The following is a 22,174-nucleotide window of genomic DNA, read 5'->3' as shown; positions in this document are numbered from 1 at the left end:
GTGATTGCGTCTCACTTTTCACCTTTCAGTTTTCACTTGCTACTCATTTCCGCTTAAACACGATATAATCTGTCTGCGGTATTCTATCAACACCAAGCTGACGCAGAATAGTGGTGACCTGTCCGCGATGATACGTACCATGATTTGTAAGATGCATAATAATATCTGATAAAGGCTGTAAAAAACTTTGTCCTTTCATATTCTTATAAGGAAGGGAAGCATTCAACATCTCTTCAGTAGCTTGCTCCACAAATTGTTCCCATTGTTGATTCTGATGCAACAACCCATTGCTGATATCTTTCATACTCGGATGAAATGTCAGACTGGGCATCACAATATTTTCGTGCATCTGAACACGTTGCCACCAGGCACTGGATGCATCCCACATATGCAGAAACGTTTTGTGCAGAGAAGAAAAACTGCTCACGATCTCGCGATTTTGTTCTTCCGGTGATAACTGAACTGCTAAATTCAGCAGCTGCTCATTGGCCCATCCTTCATAGGCCGTGTAAGAGAGTAGTATTTGCTTCATTTTCGTCTTACATTTGATGGTACGGAATTAATTATCCATTCAATTTACAAAGAATGTCTGAAAAATTTTCATTAAAAGGAATCAGTTCAACAGCGATGCATGCAGCCGGACATAAAAACGCCGAAGATGCGCATCTGACACCGATTTTCGCAACTTCTACTTTTACTTTTGATACCGCTGAAGATGGCATGGACCGTTTTGCGGGTGCGGATAAAACAAGGGTATATAGCCGCTGGGGAAACCCCACTTTCACAGCTGCTGAAGAAACCATCGCAGCCTTGGAAGCATTTGGATTGAAAGATGAAAATGGTCAGCCATTGCAACTGAAAGCATTATTACATGCCAGTGGACAAGCAGCAATGTCTACCCTCTTTCTGAGTAATCTTAAAACCGGTGATGCAATCCTTTCTCATTACTCATTGTATGGCGGTACACAAGAATTGATGACCAAAGTATTGGCAGCAACGGGTATTGAAGTGATCATTGTAGATATGCGTGATCTGAATCTGGTAACAGAAGCACTGAATAAACATCCACAGATAAAATTAGTACATATTGAAACCCCTGCGAATCCTACCATTCAGTGTGTTGATATAGAAGCAGTCACTCAAATTGCTAAAACAAAAAACCTGATCGTAAGCGTCGACAATACATTTGCTACACCTTATCTACAACAACCTTTTAAATATGGCGTAGATTATGTATTTCACTCTACCACTAAATTTTTGAATGGACACGGCACTGCTATCGGCGGGGTTCTTTTAGGAAAGGACCTGGAAAAAATGAGAACCTCCGTTTGGAAATGGCATGTTTTATTAGGAGGCAATAGCAATCCATTTGATGCCTTTTTATTAACACAAGGCATGAAGACACTGGAGATCAGAATGGAAAGACACTGTGCCAATGCACAAGCTGTTGCTGAATTTCTGGTAAAACATCCTGCAGTTGCACAAGTCAACTTTACCGGACTCGCATCACATCCCGATTATGAACTGTGCAAAAAACAAATGAGACTACCGGGCGCTGTGATGAGCTTTGAATTAAAAGGCGGATTAGAAGCCGGGAAGAAATTTATTAATCGTTTACAAATGTGCGTTCGTGCTATTTCATTAGGCACCGTTGATACATTAGTCTCTCACCCTGCAAGTATGAGTCATTTTGGAATTCCAAGAGATGAAAGGATCAAATATGGAATTACAGACGGATTAATTCGTATGAGCGTTGGTATTGAAAATATTGAAGATATTTTGAACGATCTTGATCAGGCTTTAGTAGTATAAATCAATTCGAAACATCATGAACATCTCGATTAGAAGAGCAGAAAGAAAAGACTGTGCCCGACTTTTGGAACTTATCCATGAATTGGCATTGTATGAAAAAGCGCCTGAAGAAGTAACCGTTACACTTGAACATTTCGAAGAAAGTGGTTTCGGACAAAACCCTGTATGGTGGGCCTTTGTGGCTGAATTCGATGGGAAGATAGAAGGATTTGCTTTATATTATATTCGTTATAGCACGTGGAAGGGACAATGCTTGTATCTCGAAGACTTTCTCGTCACAGAAAGATTGCGCGGACAAGGCGCAGGAAAATTACTGTTTGATCGTTTAATTCAAGAAGCCAAAGAGAAAGGATTCAAACGTATGGTATGGCAAGTATTGGAATGGAATGAACCAGCTATTAATTTCTATAAAAAATACAACGCCACATTAGATCCTGAATGGGTTAATGGGATTCTGGATTTATAGTCCATAGACCATGGTCCATGGACTATCGACTATCAACCATGGTCTACCCACTAATTCACTCCCTCTACCACAGCTTCTTTATAAATCTTCTGCACCAACCCTTGTAAAACTTTACCGGGACCGGCTTCTGTAAAATTGGTGGCGCCATCAGCAACCATTGCTTGAACACTTTGTGTCCACTTAACAGCACCTGTCAATTGATCAATAAGATTTTGTTTGATAAGTTCAGGCTGTGTAACACCCGCAGCTGCAACATTTTGATAGACCGGACAAATAGGTTGATGAAAAGTTGTGGCTTCAATGGCCGCAGCCAGTTCTTCGCGTGCGGGAGCCATTAGTGGACTATGAAATGCGCCACCAACAGGCAATACCAATGCTCTTTTTGCACCAGCGGCTTTCATTCTTTCACAAGCAACTTCAATGCCTTTTACAGAGCCACTGATCACCAATTGACCCGGACAATTATAATTTGCGGCTACTACAACTTCACCTGTTTCTTGCTGTACAGCTGCACAGATCTCTTCTACTTTAGCATCATCCAATGCCAATACTGCTGCCATGGTTGAAGGAACCAGTTCGCACGCTTTCTGCATGGCCTGGGCACGTATACTCACCAACTTCAATGCATCTTCAAAACTTAAAGTCTGATTGGCAACCAAAGCAGAGAATTCACCCAATGAATGTCCTGCTACCATATGAGGGGTAGGATTTTCAATGGTTCTATAAGCAACTACAGAATGCAAAAAAACTGCAGGTTGTGTAACATTGGTTTGCTTCAATTCTTCATCAGTACCATTGAACATGATATCACTAATACGGAAACCGAGAATGTCATTTGCATTTTCAAAAAGTCTTTTTGCAGATGCATTTGACTCATATAAATTCTTTCCCATTCCACTAAACTGAGAGCCTTGTCCCGGGAATATATAAGCATGCTTGTTCATAGTGCTAATTTTATTACACGCAAAAAAACCTAATCCTGATGATATCCCAAATTTATTTTTGCATAACCCAACTAATAAATGGGTGTAGGTACTCTATACTTTACCAATAAGTTCTTGTATTCAGGTAATTTGTATAAGGACTCAAGATCTGCATCATGCAACATATGTTCAAAATCAGAGTATCCAACCTGTAGGGAGAGCTCTAAATATTCCAACGCTTTTACAGTGTTACCTAATGTGGCATAAATACAAGCGGCATTATGGTATTCATTAGCCAGGGCTCCAACTTTTGAGCTGGCATCAATGATCATTTTCTTTATAAAACGTTCTGCCGTTCTCTTATCCCCCATTGCAGCAGCTGCGTATGCATAGTTAGATGAAGTATCTTGATTTTGCACTCCCGAAATAGTGTATCGCATCGCCTTTTGATAATTCCCTTCTGCGAGGTCCATTTGCTTCATACCTGTCTTAAACACATCACCTAAAGTTTTGTAATTCTCATAACTTGGCCACAGTGCTATGGAATTTTGAATATCGGACAACGCTCCTTGTGCATCATTAATAGAAAGTTTGAGCTGGCCCCTTTCAAGATATAGAGCTGCTCTTCTACTTGAATCACCTATACCCAGCGACAATGCCTTATTGTAACTCTTCAAAGCCTCGCTATTCTCTTTTTTGATCTTATATAGATATCCCTTATCCCAATAATAACTTCCATTGTTAGGATATATTGCGATCGCACCATCAATAGCTTCCATGGCTTTATTGAAACGGAGAAAAGCCCTTTCATGCAAATAAAGATCTATATAACACTTAGCCCTATCTGATTTTTCATGTAAGAACTTTATAGCAGTACGGTAATCGGTTGATGCACCCTCATAGTTCTTGTCGATTACAGATTTTAATCTACCCATGTTCCAATACACAGTACCATTATTTGGATCATAGCGTAAGACTTTTTGATAGTATTGTTTTGCCTGCTCGTAATCCTTTGCATCATGAAAAATAGAGCCTTGTACCAGATAACAGGTTCCTAATCTGATCGTATCTTCTTTAGTTTTTGATTTTCCTTCGAGAATTCGAATCACCTCACTAAAATCAGCTTTTGCTAATTCATATTTTTTTTCATCAACATACCAACTACCCCTGATAAAAAGAGCATCAGAATTCTGCCTGTTCTTTTCAATGGCTTTGTTAATATCACTTATGATATCTTTAAGTGTGTAATCAGTGTATTGTGATTTAGCTATTGCTCTACCGTAAAATAACTCAGATTGAATGGTCGTATTAGTTTCGACCTTAAGAAGTTCATCATAATAAGGTATTGCTGCGCCATGATCAGATACAGCCTCATAGGACTTGATCAGATTTTTATATACCTTTTTTTTATCACTGACATCATATGAAAGAGCCATCTCATAATCATCAATAGCTTCATCATGGTTCTTCATTTCAAATCTCATATCGGCTCTGAGAGAATATAAATTGGCTAAAGAAGATTTCGTTCCGGAATAATAGGAGATAGCTTTGGTTATGTCACTAATTGCCAATATATAATTCTTTTTATACTTATATCCCAAAGCCCTCCACCAATAAGCTTCCCCATTTAAACTTACGTTTAATGAAAGTGTTGCCGCATTGATAACACCGTCATAATCTGATTTATCATAAGCTGTCTTTGCTTGTTTATTATATTCAGCAGTAGTTTGCGCCGATATCTCATAAACAGATAGCATCACGAAAAAAACTAAAAACAAACGCAAAATAGAACTATGCATACTGATGAATTTGTTATAAAAGTATCATTTATACAGCTTTAATCAGTACTCATTACAAGGTATTTTGCACAAAAAAAGCAGCTTTCGCTGCTTTATCTCGCTTTCTTGTTTTATTAAAATTCTGTTTTTAATTCCAGGTATTTTAAAAATTCTTCTTTAGTCTTTTCTTCTTTGAATTTTCCACCATAAAAAGCTGTAATCGTTGATGATGTATCATCTTCTACACCACGACTTGCTACGCACAAATGTTTGGCGTCAATTACGATAGCAACGTCTTCTGTTCCCAGGTCTTTTTGTAATTCTTTACCGATCTGCATTGTTAAACGCTCCTGTACCTGAGGACGTTTAGCGAAATACTCTACCAGTCTGTTCAATTTACTGAGACCAATCACTTTACCATTGCTGATATAAGCAACATGGGCTTTTCCGATGATCGGCACAAAATGATGTTCACAATTACTGTAGAAAGAAATATTCTTTTCAACCAGCATCTCATTGTACTTGTACTTATTGTCAAACAATGCAATCGCAGGTTTATTGGCTGGATTCAGTCCCTGAAATATTTCTTTCACATACATTTTCGCAACGCGACGAGGTGTTCCTTTCAAACTGTCATCTGTAAGATCCAATCCTAAAGTTTCCATGATCGCACGAAAATGTCCTTCGATATCAGCGATCTTTTGCTCATCTGTTTTTTCAAATGCATCAGGACGCATCGGAGTGTCTACCGATGTGCTGATATGATCATCTCCCATATCATCTATATGCATATCACTCAATTCAATTTGATCTCCGTTAAGCCGGATATTCAACAAAGTTTCGTTCTGTTTCATACAATCTGATTTTTAAGTCCAATTCCTTATCCAGCTTCGCACGCAACAATTGATAAATAACTACCGCGATATTTTCGGCAGTAGGATTGAGTGTTGCAAACTCAACTGTATCCAGATTTAAATTTTTATGATCGAATTTGTTTAATACTTCTTCTTTGATCAGGTCACTCAGCACTTTCATATCCAACACATATCCTGTCTCAGGGTTCGGAACTCCACTAACTTTTACGATTAATTCATAATTGTGTCCATGAAAATTGGCATTATTGCACAACCCAAAGACTTCCTTATTCTTTTCTGCAGACCAATTTGCATTATGCAAACGATGGGCCGCATTGAAATGTTCCTTCCTGTATACTGCTACTTTATTATCCATTTTTTTATGCCATTTTGAACCCGGCACCAGATACCTGTTCATCTTCCGTTGCGTCGCACACTTCAACGGCAATAACCCAGGTGTTCATTTACTATTTGATATCAAGTGGTTCAGTTATCAATGGTCTGGCACTGTTTCAGAAGTGTGCTGATCAAGTGGCCTGACAGTTCGAGAGCCTATACATTAATAACAGAGCTTGAATGTCTTTTAAGTCCGTGGATCATCCTCCACGACCAATTTTATATCCTACCTATCATTCAGGTATGTCCGACATCCTGAATACAAAGGTACATACGGATAATATAACACCACAGATGTTATTTTGTTTAGAAACTACCTAAGAAAGTATAAACAGTTTAAAATAGGGGGTTGATTGCTAAATTCAAGGTTTCCGGCAAAGACACAAAAAGCCATGACCGATTTGCTATAAGCCATTATCCAAAATACTCCACATAGATCCTGGGAGTCTCATACAACTTAATACAATGAAGCTGAACCTGTTGGGGCAGATGAGGTTGCAATTGCTGCCAGATAGCGATGGCCAAATTCTCAGTACTGCAGAGCTGGTCTTTCATGAAATCAACATCCAGATTCAGGTTTTTATGGTCTAGTTTATCTACCACATGCTCTTTGATCAGCTTACTCAGCTTCTTTACATCATAAAGAAATCCGGTATCTGGATCAGGATTGCCTTTGATCGTAACATATAGATCATAGTTATGTCCATGCCAATTCTCATTGGCACAAACACCAAAAACCTCCTCGTTCCGTTCTTTTGACCAGCGCGGATTATATAGTTTATGGGCAGCGTTAAAATGTTCCTGTCGTGTTAAATACACCATGCTTCCTCTAAAAATTTCGGCAAAGGTAATGAAGTTGATTTGTAACTCCTCGCATTTATAGCCCCCCAGATGCATAACATGCTGATTTACAAATACCCAAGGACAAAATCAAAATGAGGAACTAAGTCCAATCCTTAGTATTTTTATATGATTATCCGATTATCAATACAAATTGCTTTCATGCGAATCATTATCACTGCCGCCACTGTAGGAGAATGGATGCCAGGTTTTTTAAATATGAACTCACTGTATACGGGTGAAAGTCAGCGATTGAAAGTACGGTTCCATCAATCAGGTGTAGGCATGTTGGCAAGCGCCGTTGCTTTGACCCGACTTGTTTCGGAAGAAAAACCTGACCTGATCATTCAGGCCGGCATCGCAGGTAGTTTTGATAAGAAAATGGCACTCGGCAAAGTGGTGACCGTTAAAGAAGAAATACTCGGCGATATGGGAGTGGAAGAAGATGGTAAATGGAAAGATATTTTTGATCTGAAACTCGAAAAAAGTAATTACCATCCTTTTGAGAAGAGAAAATTACCTAATCCATGGCTCAATACCTACAACCTCTTAAAACTTCCAGAGGTAACAGCTGTTACGGTTAATGAGATTACAACAAACCCATCCAGAATTGATCAACTCGTAAAAAAATATGGCGCCGGGATCGAATCAATGGAAGGTGCTGCCCTACATTTTATTTGTCGCGAAGCCAATATTCCCTTCATACAGATCCGATCGATCTCTAATTATATTGGGGAACGCAATAAAGCCAACTGGAAAATGAAAGAAGCCATTGAATCATTGAATGATACATTGGTGAAATATGTTGATAGGCTCTATAAAATTAAATGAGCAGAAAGCAGTGAGTAGTGGGCATGACCACATTCCGGAACTACCGACTATTCACTATTCACTACTTACTATCTTTGCTTCATGAAACTTACACTCGGTTTCTCTCCATGTCCAAATGATACTTTCATTTTTGATGCACTGGTCAATGGTAAAATTGATACAGGTGATATCTCCTTCGATGTGGTGTTGGAAGATGTTCAAACCTTGAACCAATGGGCCCTCGAAGGAAAATTAGATATCTCTAAGATCAGCTATGGTGTACTGCCCCTGGTCTTACAACAGTATAAAGTGTTAGACAGTGGTGGTGCTTTGGGTAAAGGCGTGGGACCTCTTCTGATCACAAGTAAAGAAAACTTGAGTACAGAAGATATCAATGATGCCAAGATCGCTATACCCGGCATCAATACTACCGCTCATTTACTTTTTTCATTGACATTTCCAACTGCGAAGAATAAAAGTTTTCATGTATTTCATGAAATTGAAGACCTGGTATTGAGTGGCAAAGTTGATGCAGGTGTGATCATCCATGAAAACAGATTCACGTACCAACAAAAAGGATTACACAAGATCATTGACCTCGGTGATTACTGGGAACAAGAAACCGGAGTTCCTATTCCGCTTGGCGGAATTGTTGCTCATAACAGATTAATTGATTCTGTTGCTTTACAAGTCAATCAACTGATCAAAAAAAGTGTTGAGTATGCATTTGCAAATTACCCCCAGGTTGCAAGCTATGTCAGAGACCATGCGCAAGAAATGAGCGAGGAAGTGATGCGACAGCATATTGACCTTTATGTCAATGAATTTTCGATCGAGTTAGGTATTACGGGAAAACAAGCTGTTACCCGGTTACTAAATATTGCACAGCCCGATTTTCTTAAGCAAGCAAATGCTCCTGTTTTCTTATCTGACCGCTGATACTTTTTTATTTATTTTTTTCTCAGATTCTCGCATCTTTCAGTAAAATTCTGCTCATGAGCTCTTTGTTGAAAGATCTTTATTCCACTGCATTTTACAACCAACTGTCTATTCCGCTAAAGAAAACATTACCGGATTTCAATCAACGATCATTTTTAAAAAAGATCTTCATCCCGGCATTTGAGCAATATGAGCTGAAACAAAGGATAGCTCACACAGCGCATGTGCTTCATGATTTTCTGCCCACTGATTATACAAAAGCCGCACCTCTATTGACACAACTTATTGACGCTATTAAAAAAGAGGGGCCAAAAGCTAGTAGCATCGAATATCTCTTTTTGCCTGAATACATTTATCTCTATGGATTGGATCATTACAAAGAATCTGTAATGGCCATGGAACAAATGACGCAGTTTATTACCTGCGAATTTGCAGTCAGACATTTCATCATTCGTTATGAGGAAACAATGATCACACAAATGATCAAATGGTCTACTCATAAAAACAGGCATGTTCGGAGGCTTGCCACAGAAGGATGCAGACCACGTTTACCATGGGCCATGGCTTTACCCCAACTAAAAAAAGATCCATCACCCATTATTCCAATCCTTGAAAATTTGAAGCAGGATAGTTGTGAAGTAGTCAGAAGAAGTGTGGCAAATAATCTAAATGATATTTCAAAAGATAATCCCAAAATAGCCATTGATATCGCCAAAAAATGGAAGAATATAAGCTCCGAAACCGACGCGATAATCAAACACAGTCTTAGAACATTATTGAAAGCAGCTCACCCGGAAGTGCTGAAATATTACCAGCTTGATGCTAAACATATATCGCTCGAAGGATTCCGTATCAGGAACAAAAAAGTAAAGATCGGCGACTATCTTGAATTTGAAGCAACCATCTTAAATACTGGCAAACAAAAACAATACCTGCGACTGGAATACGCTATTTATTATTTACGAAACAATGGCACGCTTTCAAAAAAAGTATTCAAGATCTCCGAACGTGATATTATGGGAGGAGAGAACTGGTTGGTCGTAAGAAGACAAAGTTTCAAATTGATCACTACAAGAGTATTTTATAAAGGAACCCAAGAGCTTTCAATCATCATAAATGGTACAGAAAGTAAAAGACTTTCATTTGAATTGATCTAGACCGCTCTACAAACGAATGGATAAAGAAGTAGTGAGAAAAGAATTATTCGAAACAACTCCATTAGACGCAATAAATATAGGTTGAGCAGAACTAAATTTTCTTGCTTCGATCCGAAAACAAGAACGCTTGCTGATCCAATAATCATAATTGACAGAGTATCCGGCTGTTTGAAATCCGGTAGGCTGTGGATAATCAATGATCACTCCATTTACATCTCTGTAATACTCAACTCTACCGGCAATGCGATGACGATCTGATACATTAAAACCTACAATTGCAACAGGAGTATACCAGGTATCCATTCGAGAAGGGTCATTTAGTTTTTCCTCCCATCCGATATCAAATCCTCCTGTCAAAGACCACCGATCATTGATCTTCCAATTAGCATAAAAATTATGAAAATACCGCTTACGCTTAAATAAAATATATCGATCATCTCCTATAAAAGAGCTACTGTTCAGCATAAGTGAAGTCGTAGGCTTATAAGAAATCTGATGCCCAAAAGCAGGATTAAATCCTTCCCCAAATCGGATGCTTCTTTGCCATCCATTCACACATAGAACTGCTAAATACCATTTCTCATTCAAGGAAGTAAAAGACAGTTTCAATCCTGATTCATAATAAGGCGAGTTATCTGCCATCATACTTCTTGTAAGTGTTAATTGGTCAGCACCAATAGCAGATTCAAATCCAATATGCGAAGGGAATATTCCTGCATCAAGCCAGAGTTGTTTTTCTTTAATAAGCTTCACACCTAAAGATGCCTCAAATACTTGCCCCCAAACTGCGTCCTCTGACTCAAGATTATCATCCATATAAGTACCTGCAGCCACGGCCAATGCCGAACGAAATCTTTTTGATTGATAAGACATCCTACCCATCAACAGATTCATTGAGAGTTGCTGGTATCGGTTATACGAGTAAAGAAAAGGAAGCTTTTGTTCAGTGGGAGGCCTGTTGAAATTGTAGCTGTAAAAAGCTTCTGCATAAGCACCCCATGTAAATTTTGATTTTACACTATCCTCCTGTGCCTGAACAGTAAGAGAGAACAATAATATTATACTCAATAAACGATACATATCATTTGTATATCGATCCTCATACCATCTCACTCAATTCAAGCCAGCGTAATTCTTTTTCTTCGAGCTCTTGCGTAATAGTGATCATTCGCTCGCTAAGTTTTGAAATCTCTTCAAAAGGAAGATCACCCTTACTCATCTGTTCAGTGATCTTTATTTTTTCTGCCTCAAGTGCAGGCAGTTCTTTTTCTAATGATTCGAACTCACGCTTCTCTTTAAAACTCATCTTCTTTTTTACAGGAACTGTCTCAGATTTTACTTCCGTATTTTCTTGCTTTTCGTTTTTTGACTGTTTACTGTCAACTATCAAACCCTCTCTCTCCTCTTGTTCCTTCATCCATAATCTATACTGTGTATAATTACCCGGAAAATCACGCACTTCTCCTTTTCCTTCAAACACAAACAAATGATCGACCAATCTGTCCATAAAGTATCGATCATGTGATACGATCAATACACAACCCTGATATTCACTCAGAAAATTTTCAAGAACTGCTAAGGTTGGAAGATCCAGATCATTGGTGGGTTCATCCAGAATTAAAAAATTGGGGTTGCGAAATAAGATGGTCAGTAATTGTAATCGCTTTTTTTCGCCTCCACTTAAGGAAGACAGATAAGTATATTGTTTATCCGGCGGAAACAGGAACAACTCCAAAAACTGAGCGGCACTCAAGCTTCCCCCTTTTGCCAAGGGAAAACTTTCTGCAAATGTCTTCACATATTCAATCACCCGCATGTTATCCTTGATCTGAAGACCTTGCTGCGAGAAATTACCAAATACCACAGTTTCTCCAATATTGATCTTCCCACTATCAGCAGGTTCAAGCATTTGAAGCATATTGAGGAAGGTAGATTTACCCACTCCATTTTTTCCGATGACACCAATACGCTCTCCTTTGCTAAATGTGTAATCAAACCCTTTTAGAATGGGAAGATCCCCGTATGACTTGTACACTTTTTTCATCTCCACCACTTTACCTCCCAAGCGACTCATCTTAACTTCTAACTGCAACTTAGCCTCTTCTATCTTTTGTTTGGCCCTTGCTTCTACTTCATAAAAATTATCCTGACGGCTTTTACTTTTTGTGGTACGAGCCTTGGGTTGTTTGCGCATCCACTCAAGCTCTTTACGATATTGGTTACGTGCTTTATCAATACTAGCCTGTTCACTTTCAAGTCGTGCCGCTTTTTTTTCCATGTAGTTTTCATAGTCACCTTTATAAACATACATGTTCTCACGTTCAAGCTCCCATATTTCGTCACAAACAGCATCTAAGAAATAACGGTCATGCGTAACTAGTAATAAGGTAATATTCTCACCATTGAGATAATGCTCTAACCACTCGATCATTTCAACATCAAGATGGTTGGTAGGTTCATCCATCATCAATAAAGTATGCTTATGCTCAAAACCAATATCAATAAGGGTTTTAGCCAATGCTACTCTTTTTCTTTGACCACCACTAAGATCCTTTACCGGATTTTGCAAATGATGGATATTGAGTTTCCCAAGTATCTGCTTGACTTTTGCTTCAAAATCCCATGCGCCTAATTCATCCATTTTTGTGATGGCTTCTGCAATAATATTTCCATCTTCAGATTCAGCAGCCGCTTCGTAAGCGCGAATGGTAGTAATAATAGGATGCTCGAGGTGAAAGATATTTTCAAGTACCGATTTAGATTCATCAAACTCCGGTTCCTGCTCAAATAAGGCAACTGTAACTTCTTTGTTGATCCAACATTTACCTTCATCTGCCGTTTCTTGTCCAGCAAGAATGCGTAATAAAGTGGATTTTCCAACGCCATTACGGGCAATCAAAGCGATTTTGTCACCCTCATTGATATGAAAGGAAATATTATTGAATAAGGGATTGATACCATAACTTTTCGTAAGCCCCTCAACTGAAACATAGTGCATGCAGCAAAGATAGCGAAAGGCGCAGGTGAAAAGTGAAAAGAGTGGTTTGACCTCTTTTCACTTTTTACTTATTCTATATTTTTCTGATCTTGATCTCTCTGAACCAAGCTTCTCCACCATGATCTTGTAAAGCAATATGACCTGATTTTACGCTACCATAACTATCCATATCCTTCCATTTGCCATTGGCTTTATTTTTTTTCCAGTTTTCATCCCATAACTGATATTCAACGATCTTCTGGCCATTTAACCAGTGCTCAACATGCCCCTGGTTCACGATGATCTTTGTGGTATTCCACTCTCCCGCCCTACGAGTAGCATCAGTAACCGGTATATTCATGGCATAATTGGCTCCTGTTTTTTGCCAATCTTCCAGTTTGCTGGGAAATCCTTTATCATCGATCAACTGATATTCAGGACCACTATGATAGGTGGCCGGGAATTTTTCTGATACGAGGTATAAGATACCACTGTTAGCACCCGGAGCAATTTTCCATTCAAGGGATAATTCAAAGTTCTCGAATTGTTCTTCTGTGATCAGGTCAGCATGTTGCCCATTTTTATTTCCCTTACAATACAAGACTCCATCTTGAACCATCCATGAGTCGGATGGCTTATTTTGATAAGTACGCCAGCCTTTTAAGGAGTTCCCGTTGAATAACTTGGTCCAATCTTTTTGATTTCTCTGAACAGATCTTGCAATGGTAGTAAAGATGGTTTTTTCTTTAGGAGTAGCCCCGATAATGACACCACCGCTCACGATAAGACAGGCCTGTAAAAACATATGGTTTGACATGCGCAACAGTTAGTTTTGGTGATTGGAAGATAGGAGATTTTACTTAAAGTCAACAGATCAATAGTTCAAACAAGAATACCATTGACCATGGACTATCAGCCATTTGCTATCCTTATCTTTGCACTATGAAGCAATTCAATGTACCGGGCGAATACAGAAGCCCACTAATTGGTAGCATTAAACAAAAACGAAAAGAGCAGGATAAGCTAAAAAAAGACTTTTCCCCTACGCTGCTGGATTTAGGAAAACTAAAAATCTATCTCGCTCGTCATTTTGGCTTTTGTTATGGGGTTGAAAATGCCATTGAAATCGCTTTTAGAACCATTGAAGAAAATCCGGGAAAACGAATTTTTCTGTTAAGTGAAATGATTCATAACCCGCAAGTAAATGCGGACCTCATCTCCAAAGGAGTTCAATTTTTGCAAGACACCAAAGGACAACAGTTAATTCCTTTCGAAACGCTTACAAAAGAAGATGTTGTGATCATACCGGCATTTGGAACAACACTTGAAATAGAAAACGTTCTCCAAGAAAAAGGAATACCCACAGAAAAATATAATACGACTTGTCCTTTTGTAGAAAAAGTATGGAACAGAAGTGAGCAAATCGCTAAAAAAGGATATAGCATCGTCGTTCATGGTAAGCCACAACATGAAGAAACAAGGGCTACTTTTTCACACGCTTCATATCACACACCGACAGTCGTAGTCAATGATATGACTGAAACCATAGAGCTGGCAAAATATATTACTGGTGAGAAACCGGCTTCAGATTTTTATGATGCCTTTAAAGGACGCTATTCAGAAGGTTTTGATATTACGAAAGACCTGCAAAAGATCGGAGTAGTGAATCAGACAACACAACTTGCTACTGATACACAAGCAATTTCTGATTATTTAAAAAATGTCTTTATACGCCATTACCAGTTAACTGCTGCTAATATTGCAGATCGCTTTGCGGATACCAGAGACACACTTTGTTATGCCACAAACGACAATCAAACAGCTGTAACAGGTATGTTAGCAACTACCGATGCTGATATAGCAATTGTTATCGGTGGATATAACAGCAGTAATTCATCACACCTTGTAGAACTTTGTGAAGAAAAACTCACGACTTATTTTATTGATGCTGCGGATAAATTGATAGACGATCAAGAAATCCTTCATCGCAATTGGAGAACAAAAGAACTAAGCCCTATAAAAAATTATCTGCCGGAAAAATTCCCACTTCGCATCTTGATGACGAGTGGTGCCAGTTGCCCGGATGCAGTTGTTGAATCTGTGATTCGAAAATTAGCAGGATTTTATAATGTAGAAGAACAACTGGAAAATTATATCGATTCATGAATTGGCTTATCCTGATCATAGCGGGATTATTTGAAGTAGGCTTTGCTGCCTGTTTGGGCAAAGCAAGACTTTCTAATGGTATGTCTGCGATCGCTTGGTACGGTGGCTTTTTGGTTTGCTTAACGATCAGTATGCTATTGTTGATCAAAGCAACACAACAATTACCAATTGGCACTGCCTATGCTGTATGGACCGGTATTGGAGCGGTTGGAACTGTAATTATTGGTATCATTTTCTTGAAAGAGCCGGCAGATTTCTGGCGACTCTTTTTTATTACGACACTGATCGCATCGATCATAGGACTTAAAGTTGTAAGTCATTAACTTTATTACACATAATTAGTTATTTTTTCCACTGCAGACTTTTCAAGAACAAATAGATCGATATCGATTCGTATATTTAGCTATAACATCTATTGCACTTGGAAAAAAGATCACAGAAATTATTACACCTCTTTGGTAGCATTATCGCCATTACAGCGGTAACCCTACAATTATGGGTGACCCTCAATGCCAGAGAAGTTTCCGTATTACATTCGATCATTCGCTTCTTCAGTTATTTCACTATACTCACCAATACACTTGTTGCAGTATTTTTTACTTGCTTATGGTTATTACCCAATACAAAAGCAGGGCTGTTTTTTAAAAAATTCAGTACTACAACAGCTATCACTGTTTATATCCTTGTAGTTGGGATCATTTACAATTTATTACTAAGACACACATGGGTGGTTACAGGATGGGGCAAAGTAGCAGATGAACTACTACACAGTATCATTCCCCTTTATTTTTTACTGTATTGGATTTTCTTTGCTGATCGAAAAGCATTGATGTGGAAAGATTCATTACCCTGGCTTTGGTATCCGGCTGCATATTTTGCCTATACATTGATCAGAGGAACCATTACACATACTTACCCATACCCTTTTATTGATGTCAATAAACTAGGATATCCGCAAACGCTGATCAATTGTTTAGGTGTTGGACTGGTATTTTACGGATTATTCCTGCTTATGATCGCTATCAGTAAAAAAAGAGCACCACTGAATTAATTTCCCGCAGACGCAACCAGTCGCACTGATAATTGTTATCATTAACGTGAGACTTATTTATCTGGCAAATATCATCGTAGCAGGATGGATCGGCATATCCTCACTTTTCTTCCCGTCTTATGCGGCTAAAACAATATTTTCCGGCGCTTACCCATTGACACCTTCGATTCAATTGACAGGTGCACTATGGTTATCTATTGCAGTGCTTTCAATATTCGGCCTGTTTTATCCTCTTTCATTTTCTGCTGTTTTATTTTTACAACTGATCTATAAATCATGTTGGCTTTTATTTGTTTGTTTACCCGCTATACAAAATAATAAGCCATACCCAGGGGGTATGGCCGTATTTTTTATTATTTGGGTATTGGTTCTTCCATTTGTCATTCCCTGGAAGTATTTATTGAGTAATCCCTACTAATCATCTTCCATTTTATTCTTCAACTTACCCAATAAACTATAAGCATTCTTGAGTACTATCTTTTGCTGTTTCCAATCCATATTATCTTTCGCTTTTAACTCGATCATTTGTTGATCCGAGATGCCAATTTGCACCTCAACCATTTCAAATCGACTAGAATCTTTTGCAATGAAAATATATGGTTTACTTTGGTAACGAACCAGCGCAGATTCAGGAATAGCAATTGTTTTCTTATTATTCAATTCAAAGCTTCCGTTTAAGAACATCCCTGGTAATAATTCGTGATTGGCGTTCTCAAAGTGACAATGCACCAAACCTCCCCTGTTTTCATCCACATTTCTGGTAACTAAAATCACATCCACTTCATATTTTTTTCCGGGTTTATCAGCAAGTGAAACGCTTGCCCGCATTCCCTTCCTGATCTGCATGATATCTTTCTCAAAAACAGTCAGCGCTGCATGAATATCATCAGGATCTACCAATTCAAATAATACATCTGCCGGGTTTACATACTTTCCAATATTCACATTCACCTTCGTTACATAACCATTAATAGGTGATCGTAAACTGATCGTTCTTGTAATGTTGTTGACCGTTAATTTGTCAGGATCAATACCAACGATCTTTAATTTTTCTTCCAATGCCCTGATCAATACTTGTTGTGTTTTATAATCTGAAGATGCTTGCTGGTAGGTTTTCTTACTCGCTGCATCTTGCTCACTCAATTCTTTTTGACGGATAAGGTCTGCATTCAGAAACTCCATCTTGGCTTTTGCCATCAAATAATCTTGTTGTAACTGTACATAACTCTGATCTTCGAGTGTAGCGATCACTTCTCCCTTTTTTACACCCATACCCGGAAGTAGATGAGAGCTTTTTAAATAGCCTCCCAAAGGAAAACTGATAGAAACCATCCCTTGAGGAGGTACATCCACAACGCCATTCACTTTAATGGTACTGTGCATATCGATCTCTGCAGGATTACCGATTAAAATACCTGCATTCTTTAATTGCTCAGCATTCAGCTCTACCAATGTTTCCTGTTCTTCTTCTTTAGCAGTCTCTGTTGCTGTCTTTTCTTTTGTTCCGCATGATAGTAATGCCACCATTGCGATACCTAGCATATATTTTTTCATATAATCGCTTATCAATTCTTTTGTAATAAATAATCCAGCTGAATTTCATTCAACTGATGATCTCTTTGTATATCAGCATACTGCATTTGTATACCTAAAGCCTGATTGACCAATGTAGCCCACTCTATATATCCAATCTGTCCATTCTTATAATTCAGGTTAGCTGTTTGGATGAGTATATTTGACTGAGGCAAAGCACTATTTTTATAGTAGCCTAAGGTTGTATTGAATTTATCTCTATGCTGTAATGCTTGCTCTAATTGTGTTTTAAGACGCAAAGCCGTCAAATCTGTATTCGCCCGATTCACCTGCTCCTGTACATTAGCTGCTTCAATTCTGGCCTTCTGAGCTCTATTAAAAAATGGAACAGAAATACCTAAAGTCACAGATGAGAAACGATCACCTGCGGTAAAGAATCTTTCCGATCTATTCTTGTATTGCATCCATCCCATTAATGATTGATTATTGTATCCTACCAACCACTCAGGTTTTAGTCTTGCTTTAGCAAGTTCAGTCTCCGCTGCTGATTGCTGTTCCTGACTTTTTAAATACAAAATCTCAGGATGCTGCTTCAATAAAGCCGTATCATATAATTGTTGAACTGTAACCAATTCATCTGAAGGCACAATATTGATATCATCTTGTAATAAAATAGATAGCTCTAGTTGAATGGCTTTGGTATCAGACGCATTCATGTACAACAGTTGTCTGTTATGCATTACCTGATTATCTAAAGTCGTTTTCTCCAGCAGATTTGATTCTCCTTTTTCAAAGCGAAGCTGAGCTATTCTTTGAAAATTACCATATACACTGTCGGCTCGTTCTAATATTTTTTTACGGGCCATGAGGTATTGTAACTCCAGGTATAGTTGTCTGACCATTTTTTCCAGCACTTGTTGCTGAATGATACTATTTGCAGATGCAACATTTAAATAGCTATTCAAAACGAGCTCTTGCTTACGGTATACCATACCCGCAGAAAATGGCTGTAAAACAGATACGCGTGAATCGAAATTGAAGCTATTATAGTTGCCCAATTCTGTAATGAATTGTGTTTTGGGGATATCCCTAGCCGATCCTTTTAGTGCCGCAAAATATTTTTCCTGAAGCTGGCTTACTTTCAATACCGGTGATTTCTCTTTCACCAATGTCAATAGCTGATCTAACTTCATGGTCTGTACACTTTGTGCCTGTACCGACCAGCCTGAGAGCAATATCATTAGAACAAGTAGTGGTTTCATAGGTATCTGAGGCTTTTTCTTTTCCAATAAAAGATACAGTGAAGGCAATACAAAAAGTGTAAGAAGTGTTGCAGACAACAAACCTCCTATCACTACTGTTGCCAGAGGTCTTTGTACTTCAGCACCTGCTCCATTACTGAGTGCCATTGGTAAAAATCCGAGTGATGCTACTGCTGCAGTCATCAAAACAGGGCGCAATCTGGTTTCAGTAGCCAGTGCAATGACATCATTGATCGATGACATATTATTCTCATCTTTTAATCTGTTCATTTCGGTGATCAATACGATGCCATTCAATACAGCAACTCCGAATAATGCAATAAATCCTATGCCTGCAGAAATACTAAACGGCATATCACGTATCCATAATGCAAATACACCTCCAATGGCTGATAATGGAATCGCTGAAAAGATCAATAAGCAATACTTGAATTTTCTGAATGCAAAAAATAACATCACAAAAATCAATAACAAAGCAGCAGGCACTGCAATCGACAAACGTTTTGTAGCTTCTTGCAGGTTTTCAAATTGTCCGCCATATGTAACATAATAACCTGCAGGTAACTGTACACGTGCTTTGACCTTATTTTGCAGCTCTTCAACTATGGACTGCACATCACGTCCTCTTACATTGAAACCAATGGTAATTCTTCTTTGTGCATCTTCTCTTTGAATCTGATAAGGCCCCTCTTGAATAGAAACATCCGCAAGCAAATTGAGCGGCACTTGTTTTCCATCAGGCAAGCCCACTAACAAGTCGCCGATTTGATCAGCATAATTACGCTGTGCTTCATCCAATCGAATGACCAGATCGAAACGTCTGTCGTTCTCAAAGACCTGTCCGGCAACACTTCCTGCATAAGCCGCTTGTACTGTTCGATTAACATCTGCAATATTGGCTCCATATCGTGCAATGGCTTCCCGATTGTAGGAAATGATCAATTGAGGAATACCAGTTACTGTTTCAATGAACAAGTCTTTTGCTCCCTCGACCGTTCCAATGACTTCCCCAATGACAGATGCATGCTTCGCAAGGCTATCCAGATCATCTCCGAATATCTTACAAACCACATCTTGTCTGGCGCCTGTCATCAATTCATTAAATCGCATTTGTACCGGGTATTGGAAACCGGTGGTGACACCTGGAACGGACGAAACACGTTCTCCCATTTTTTCTGCGAGTTCATCAAATGTCTTAGCACTGGTCCATTCTTTCTTCTCTTTTAATACCACGATCATATCTGCTGATTCAATCGGCATCGGATCGGAAGGTATTTCGCCTGTTCCTACTTTTGTTACAATTTTTTCTACCTCAGGAAACTCCTTCAGCAAAATCTTTACTGCTTTTTGACTTTCTTGTAATGTGGTTGTTAATGAAGAGCCCGTAAGTACCCTTGTTTCAACAGCGAAATCACCCTCCTCCAGTTTAGGTATGAACTCTCCACCTAACGAGGATAAGATCAGAATTGCTGCAGCAAATAACACAACGGCGGATCCAATGATAATACCCGGAGCTTTCATGGAACGTTGTAGTAACGGTTTGTACCATTGCTGCAGTCGTTGCATCATTCGATCTGAAATATTCTCTTTATGTCCCTGCTTCCTACTTAAAAAGAAAGCACTCATCATAGGTACATAAGTCAGCGAAAGAATAAAAGCACCTATAATAGCAAAAGAAACTGTTTGAGCCATCGGCTTGAACATTTTTCCTTCAATGCCTTCCAGTGAAAGAATTGGTAGATATACTATGAGGATAATGATCTGTCCGAAGACAGCCGCATTCATCATCTTACCACTGGATTCTTCTACACTCCGATCCATTTGTTCTTTACTCAATTTAGTGCCCATGGTGACACCATTCAATTTAGACATCTTGTGCATCACTGCTTCTACGATAATCACAGCACCATCAACAAGTAGTCCAAAATCGAGTGCCCCCAAGCTCATCAGGTTACCACTTACGCCAAAAGCATTCATCATGATAATGGCGAACAACATAGAAAGAGGGATCACGGTAGCTACAATAAAACCCGCTCTAAAGTTTCCAAGAAACAAAACCAAGACAAATACAACGATCAGCGCTCCTTCCAACAAGTTGGTCTCAACAGTTCCGATTGCATGATCAACCATTTTGGTTCGATCCAAAAAAGGATCAATGATCACTCCTTCGGGAAGTGTCAGCTCTATTTGTTTGATTTTCGCCTTAATATTTTTAATGACCTTGTTGCTATTCTCCCCTTTCAACATCATAACAACAGCACCTGCTACTTCACCCTCATTGTTATAGGCAAGAGCTCCATAACGTGTAGCTGATCCGAATTTTACTTCTGCCACATCTCTTATCAAGACGGGAATCCCATTAACTCTTTTTACAACGATATGCTGTATATCGTCTAAAGTTTTGGTCAATCCTTCTGTACGAATAAATAATACTGTTGGGCCTTTTTCGATATAAGCTCCTCCGGTATTCTGGTTATTGCTTTGGAGTGCATTGTATACATCACTGATCGATACGCCCAGGCTACGGAGTTTATCTGTTCGCACAGCTACTTCGTATTGTTTTAATTGACCACCGAAACTGCTGACATCTGCAACCCCTTCTGTTGACAGCAACTGTTTACGAATGATCCAATCCTGAATAGTTCTGAGTTCTGCTTGTGAGAACTTTTCTTCATAACCTGGTTTAGGTCTGACCACGTACTGAAACACCTCCCCTAATCCTGTACTCACAGGCCCCAATTCTGGTGTACCCATCCCTTCAGGGATCTGTTGACGAACCTGTGTCAATTTTTCACTGACCTGGGTTCTTGCCCAATAAACATCTGTTTCATCATTAAATACGATGGTGACCAAACTCAAACCAAATCTTGAGAAACTGCGTTGTTCTAATATGCCGGGTATATTACGAGTAGCTTGTTCAATAGGTACAGTAATAAACCTTTCCACGTCTGGTGCTCCTAAACTGGGAGCAGTAGTAATTACCAGCACCTGATTATTTGTAATATCCGGAACTGCATCAATAGGAAGTTTGGTCGTTTCTATCACACCCACAATAATGAGTGCAAAGACCATCAACCCAACGATCAGTTTATTCCTGACGGAAAAATGAATTATGGCATTTAACATGCGCTTGATTTTAACTTCTGATTCATTTAAGATACGCTTATCCCAATAGAATAGAGATCGCTATCGGTAAAAAGCAATTTATTT

At 38.8% G+C, this 22,174-nt stretch carries 20 protein-coding genes; 9 read left to right on the top strand and 11 right to left on the bottom strand.

Going from position 1 to position 22,174, the window contains the following annotated elements; genetic code table 11:
• Nucleotides 1-43 precede the first annotated feature (43 nt).
• On the bottom strand, nt 44-532 hold the full coding sequence (locus ABXG83_RS13845; protein WP_353549458.1) for a DinB family protein: 489 nt from the start codon (nt 530-532) through the stop codon (nt 44-46).
• Nucleotides 533-585: 53 nt separating this feature from the next.
• Between ABXG83_RS13845 and ABXG83_RS13840 the strand changes: the two genes are divergently transcribed.
• Entirely contained in the window at nt 586-1,812 is a 1,227-nt protein-coding gene (locus ABXG83_RS13840; RefSeq protein WP_353549457.1) for an aminotransferase class I/II-fold pyridoxal phosphate-dependent enzyme, read from the top strand.
• Between the two features lie 16 nt (nt 1,813-1,828).
• Nucleotides 1,829-2,278 carry a GNAT family N-acetyltransferase gene (locus ABXG83_RS13835; protein ID WP_353549456.1) on the top strand — a complete coding sequence of 150 codons (450 nt, stop codon included), beginning with the start codon at nt 1,829-1,831 and terminating at the stop codon, nt 2,276-2,278.
• 50 nt (nt 2,279-2,328) lie between these two features.
• On the opposite strand, the gene fabD is transcribed toward ABXG83_RS13835, so the two are convergent.
• From fabD to ABXG83_RS13810, 5 genes are all read right to left on the bottom strand, one after another.
• Nucleotides 2,329-3,222 carry an ACP S-malonyltransferase gene (fabD, locus tag ABXG83_RS13830; protein ID WP_353549455.1) on the bottom strand — a complete coding sequence of 298 codons (894 nt, stop codon included), beginning with the start codon at nt 3,220-3,222 and terminating at the stop codon, nt 2,329-2,331.
• 71 nt (nt 3,223-3,293) lie between these two features.
• Nucleotides 3,294-5,000, bottom strand: a complete 1,707-nt coding sequence (locus ABXG83_RS13825) for a hypothetical protein (protein WP_353549454.1) — start codon at nt 4,998-5,000, stop codon at nt 3,294-3,296.
• Nucleotides 5,001-5,113: 113 nt separating this feature from the next.
• Nucleotides 5,114-5,833 carry a GTP cyclohydrolase I FolE gene (gene folE / locus ABXG83_RS13820; protein WP_353549453.1) on the bottom strand — a complete coding sequence of 240 codons (720 nt, stop codon included), beginning with the start codon at nt 5,831-5,833 and terminating at the stop codon, nt 5,114-5,116.
• Entirely contained in the window at nt 5,796-6,251 is a 456-nt protein-coding gene (locus tag ABXG83_RS13815) for a 6-carboxytetrahydropterin synthase (protein ID WP_353549452.1), read from the bottom strand. The genes folE and ABXG83_RS13815 overlap by 38 nt, the downstream gene beginning before the upstream one ends.
• A 392-nt stretch (nt 6,252-6,643) precedes the next feature.
• Complete coding sequence (locus tag ABXG83_RS13810; RefSeq protein WP_353549451.1) at nt 6,644-7,051, bottom strand: 6-carboxytetrahydropterin synthase; 408 nt, start codon at nt 7,049-7,051, stop codon at nt 6,644-6,646.
• Nucleotides 7,052-7,231: 180 nt separating this feature from the next.
• On the opposite strand from ABXG83_RS13810, the gene mqnB reads away from it, so the two are divergent.
• The 3 genes from mqnB to ABXG83_RS13795 all read left to right on the top strand — a co-directional run bounded on the left by mqnB (nt 7,232) and on the right by ABXG83_RS13795 (nt 9,975).
• Complete coding sequence (gene mqnB / locus ABXG83_RS13805) at nt 7,232-7,900, top strand: futalosine hydrolase (RefSeq protein WP_353549450.1); 669 nt, start codon at nt 7,232-7,234, stop codon at nt 7,898-7,900.
• Nucleotides 7,901-7,981: 81 nt separating this feature from the next.
• Complete coding sequence (locus ABXG83_RS13800) at nt 7,982-8,818, top strand: 1,4-dihydroxy-6-naphthoate synthase (protein ID WP_353549449.1); 837 nt, start codon at nt 7,982-7,984, stop codon at nt 8,816-8,818.
• Between the two features lie 56 nt (nt 8,819-8,874).
• Nucleotides 8,875-9,975, top strand: a complete 1,101-nt coding sequence (locus tag ABXG83_RS13795) for a DNA alkylation repair protein (RefSeq protein WP_353549448.1) — start codon at nt 8,875-8,877, stop codon at nt 9,973-9,975.
• 6 nt (nt 9,976-9,981) lie between these two features.
• On the opposite strand, the gene ABXG83_RS13790 is transcribed toward ABXG83_RS13795, so the two are convergent.
• From ABXG83_RS13790 to ABXG83_RS13780, 3 genes are all read right to left on the bottom strand, one after another.
• A complete protein-coding gene (locus ABXG83_RS13790; protein ID WP_353549447.1) occupies nt 9,982-11,055 on the bottom strand; it encodes a porin in 1,074 nt (357 codons plus the stop codon).
• Between the two features lie 19 nt (nt 11,056-11,074).
• Nucleotides 11,075-12,973: a ribosomal protection-like ABC-F family protein gene (abc-f, locus tag ABXG83_RS13785; RefSeq protein WP_353549446.1), complete on the bottom strand. Its 1,899-nt coding sequence runs from the start codon at nt 12,971-12,973 to the stop codon at nt 11,075-11,077.
• Nucleotides 12,974-13,046: 73 nt separating this feature from the next.
• Nucleotides 13,047-13,769 (bottom strand): DUF1080 domain-containing protein, encoded by a 723-nt coding sequence (locus ABXG83_RS13780; RefSeq protein ID WP_353549445.1) that lies wholly within the window; start codon nt 13,767-13,769, stop codon nt 13,047-13,049.
• A 125-nt stretch (nt 13,770-13,894) separates the two neighbouring features.
• On the opposite strand from ABXG83_RS13780, the gene ABXG83_RS13775 reads away from it, so the two are divergent.
• From ABXG83_RS13775 to ABXG83_RS13760, 4 genes are all read left to right on the top strand, one after another.
• Nucleotides 13,895-15,118, top strand: a complete 1,224-nt coding sequence (locus ABXG83_RS13775) for a 4-hydroxy-3-methylbut-2-enyl diphosphate reductase (protein WP_353549444.1) — start codon at nt 13,895-13,897, stop codon at nt 15,116-15,118.
• Nucleotides 15,115-15,441: a multidrug efflux SMR transporter gene (locus tag ABXG83_RS13770; RefSeq protein ID WP_353549443.1), complete on the top strand. Its 327-nt coding sequence runs from the start codon at nt 15,115-15,117 to the stop codon at nt 15,439-15,441. The genes ABXG83_RS13775 and ABXG83_RS13770 overlap by 4 nt, the downstream gene beginning before the upstream one ends.
• 98 nt (nt 15,442-15,539) lie before the next feature.
• Nucleotides 15,540-16,169, top strand: a complete 630-nt coding sequence (locus tag ABXG83_RS13765; RefSeq protein ID WP_353549442.1) for a Pr6Pr family membrane protein — start codon at nt 15,540-15,542, stop codon at nt 16,167-16,169.
• Between the two features lie 46 nt (nt 16,170-16,215).
• On the top strand, nt 16,216-16,587 hold the full coding sequence (locus tag ABXG83_RS13760; RefSeq protein WP_353549441.1) for a hypothetical protein: 372 nt from the start codon (nt 16,216-16,218) through the stop codon (nt 16,585-16,587).
• Here ABXG83_RS13760 and ABXG83_RS13755 read toward each other — a convergent pair.
• Both ABXG83_RS13755 and ABXG83_RS13750 read right to left on the bottom strand, forming a co-directional pair.
• A complete protein-coding gene (locus ABXG83_RS13755; RefSeq protein WP_353549440.1) occupies nt 16,584-17,723 on the bottom strand; it encodes an efflux RND transporter periplasmic adaptor subunit in 1,140 nt (379 codons plus the stop codon). The two genes, ABXG83_RS13760 and ABXG83_RS13755, sit on opposite strands and share 4 nt — an antisense overlap.
• 11 nt (nt 17,724-17,734) lie before the next feature.
• The gene (locus tag ABXG83_RS13750) at nt 17,735-22,090 is read right to left on the bottom strand and encodes a CusA/CzcA family heavy metal efflux RND transporter (protein ID WP_353549439.1); all 4,356 of its coding nucleotides are present in this window, start codon (nt 22,088-22,090) and stop codon (nt 17,735-17,737) included.
• Nucleotides 22,091-22,174 lie beyond the last annotated feature (84 nt).

This window comes from Sediminibacterium sp. KACHI17, from assembly GCF_040362915.1.
GTDB lineage: Bacteria > Bacteroidota > Bacteroidia > Chitinophagales > Chitinophagaceae > Sediminibacterium.
Note: the sequence above shows the minus strand (reverse complement) of the source record. Positions and strands in the feature narration are given on the sequence as shown.

What these genes read in the sequence shown, in the direction of transcription:
- ABXG83_RS13835 (WP_353549456.1), top strand. Translation starts at nt 1,829, where the DNA reads ATGAACATCTCGATTAGAAGAGCAGAAAGAAAAGACTGTGCCCGACTT.
- ABXG83_RS13790 (WP_353549447.1), bottom strand. Translation starts at nt 11,055, where the DNA reads ATGTATCGTTTATTGAGTATAATATTATTGTTCTCTCTTACTGTTCAG.
- ABXG83_RS13780 (WP_353549445.1), bottom strand. Translation starts at nt 13,769, where the DNA reads ATGTCAAACCATATGTTTTTACAGGCCTGTCTTATCGTGAGCGGTGGT.
- folE (WP_353549453.1), bottom strand. Translation starts at nt 5,833, where the DNA reads ATGAAACAGAACGAAACTTTGTTGAATATCCGGCTTAACGGAGATCAA.
- fabD (WP_353549455.1), bottom strand. Translation starts at nt 3,222, where the DNA reads ATGAACAAGCATGCTTATATATTCCCGGGACAAGGCTCTCAGTTTAGT.
- ABXG83_RS13810 (WP_353549451.1), bottom strand. Translation starts at nt 7,051, where the DNA reads ATGGTGTATTTAACACGACAGGAACATTTTAACGCTGCCCATAAACTA.
- ABXG83_RS13775 (WP_353549444.1), top strand. Translation starts at nt 13,895, where the DNA reads ATGAAGCAATTCAATGTACCGGGCGAATACAGAAGCCCACTAATTGGT.
- mqnB (WP_353549450.1), top strand. Translation starts at nt 7,232, where the DNA reads ATGCGAATCATTATCACTGCCGCCACTGTAGGAGAATGGATGCCAGGT.
- ABXG83_RS13795 (WP_353549448.1), top strand. Translation starts at nt 8,875, where the DNA reads ATGAGCTCTTTGTTGAAAGATCTTTATTCCACTGCATTTTACAACCAA.
- ABXG83_RS13840 (WP_353549457.1), top strand. Translation starts at nt 586, where the DNA reads ATGTCTGAAAAATTTTCATTAAAAGGAATCAGTTCAACAGCGATGCAT.
- abc-f (WP_353549446.1), bottom strand. Translation starts at nt 12,973, where the DNA reads ATGCACTATGTTTCAGTTGAGGGGCTTACGAAAAGTTATGGTATCAAT.
- ABXG83_RS13800 (WP_353549449.1), top strand. Translation starts at nt 7,982, where the DNA reads ATGAAACTTACACTCGGTTTCTCTCCATGTCCAAATGATACTTTCATT.
- ABXG83_RS13825 (WP_353549454.1), bottom strand. Translation starts at nt 5,000, where the DNA reads ATGCATAGTTCTATTTTGCGTTTGTTTTTAGTTTTTTTCGTGATGCTA.
- ABXG83_RS13750 (WP_353549439.1), bottom strand. Translation starts at nt 22,090, where the DNA reads ATGTTAAATGCCATAATTCATTTTTCCGTCAGGAATAAACTGATCGTT.
- ABXG83_RS13770 (WP_353549443.1), top strand. Translation starts at nt 15,115, where the DNA reads ATGAATTGGCTTATCCTGATCATAGCGGGATTATTTGAAGTAGGCTTT.
- ABXG83_RS13755 (WP_353549440.1), bottom strand. Translation starts at nt 17,723, where the DNA reads ATGAAAAAATATATGCTAGGTATCGCAATGGTGGCATTACTATCATGC.
- ABXG83_RS13845 (WP_353549458.1), bottom strand. Translation starts at nt 532, where the DNA reads ATGAAGCAAATACTACTCTCTTACACGGCCTATGAAGGATGGGCCAAT.
- ABXG83_RS13815 (WP_353549452.1), bottom strand. Translation starts at nt 6,251, where the DNA reads ATGAACAGGTATCTGGTGCCGGGTTCAAAATGGCATAAAAAAATGGAT.